The 1,367-nt window shown below is 52.8% G+C and carries 3 protein-coding genes; all 3 read left to right on the top strand.

Annotated elements, in window-relative coordinates; translation table 11 throughout:
* The first annotated feature begins 28 nt into the window (after positions 1-28).
* Entirely contained in the window at positions 29-283 is a 255-nt protein-coding gene (gene atpE, locus ACR0P9_RS12675; protein ID WP_216469810.1) for an ATP synthase F0 subunit C, read from the top strand.
* 62 nt (positions 284-345) lie between these two features.
* Complete coding sequence (atpF, locus tag ACR0P9_RS12670; RefSeq protein ID WP_432620692.1) at positions 346-849, top strand: F0F1 ATP synthase subunit B; 504 nt, start codon at positions 346-348, stop codon at positions 847-849.
* A partial coding sequence (atpH, locus tag ACR0P9_RS12665) for an ATP synthase F1 subunit delta (RefSeq protein WP_432620690.1) occupies positions 846-1,367 on the top strand: 522 nt, incomplete at its 3' end. The genes atpF and atpH, both read left to right, overlap by 4 nt.

Genomic DNA, 1,367 nt, shown 5'->3' with positions numbered 1-1,367 from the left:
TATTAGGAAAATTCAGGAGGAAATAATTATGGAAAAGGCAATTGTACTCGCAGGATCTGCAATCGGCGCTGGCCTGGCAATGATCGCCGGCATCGGCCCTGGTATCGGTGAAGGCTACGCTGCCGGCAAGGCGTGTGAAGCAATCGGCCGTCAGCCGGAGTCGCAGGGCAAGGTAACCTCTACCCTGATTCTGGGCTGTGCCCTGGCAGAGACCACCGGTCTGTATGGCTTCGTTGTTGCCCTGATCCTGATGTTCGTAAATCCTTTCCTCGGCAAGCTCTAAGAGACAGCCGGGCTTCCTGTTTTGCGTAAAACAGGGGACATTTTCAGGAAAGGAGAATGAATTTGGGTACTTTAGATCTGGTTTCCATTGTACCATGGGAAATTGTTACACAGCTGATTAACCTGCTGCTGTTGTTCCTGCTGCTCAAACACTTTCTTTTCAAACCCGTACAGAATATTCTCAACGCACGTCAGGCGGAGATCGACAAGACCTATGCCGACGCAGAAACGGCGCAGACCCGCGCCGAGCAGCTGCGTGATGAATATGAAAAGCGCATGGATGATGCCAAGGCAGAAGCTGCGGACATCACCAAGGCTGCCAGCCGCAAGGCACAGGCGCATTATGATGAGGTTGTAGGAACCGCGAAGTCTGATGCAGCCCGCCTGCGCGAAAAGGCAGAGGCGCAGATCGAGCAGGAAAAGAAGAAGGCCATGAACGAACTCAAGGACGAGATTTCCGGCATCGCCGTGGATATTGCATCCAAGGTAGTCGAGCGCGAAATCGATGAAAAGGATCACGAAGAGCTGATCTCGGAGTTCATTAAGGGTGTAGGTGAGGCTTCATGACGGATATTGCAGAAGCATACGGCAAGACGCTGTACAGTTTGGCAACAGAGTGTGAAGCGACTGAGGAAATTCTCGGTCAGCTCGCCGTCCTTCGACAGGCTTTTGAGGAGAATCCCAAGTATCTCACGCTGATGGGTGCGCCGACGCTCAAAAAGGAAGAGCGCATCGCCCTCGTCAATGAGGCGTTTGACGGGAAGCTCCATATCTATCTGCTCAATTTTCTCAAGGTACTCATCGAGAACAATGCGGTGCATGAATTTATGGACGCCGCCAAGCAGTTCCGCAAAGAGTACAACTGGGAAAATGGGATTGAAACCGTGACGGTGGTATCTGCCGTTGCACTCGATGCCGAGCAAGAGGCCGAGCTGACTGCAAAACTGCGCAGTCTGACCGGCAAGAAAATTCATCTGGAACAGCGCGTCGATCCGTCTGTCTTGGGCGGCGTGCGCCTGCAAATGGAAGGACTCCAGATGGACGGCACCGTAAAGAATAAACTGGATGCGATCCGCAGCAAGCTG

It is taken from the genome of Butyricicoccus sp. (assembly GCF_050872565.1).
GTDB lineage: Bacteria > Bacillota > Clostridia > Oscillospirales > Butyricicoccaceae > Butyricicoccus_A.
Note: the sequence above shows the minus strand (reverse complement) of the source record. Positions and strands in the feature narration are given on the sequence as shown.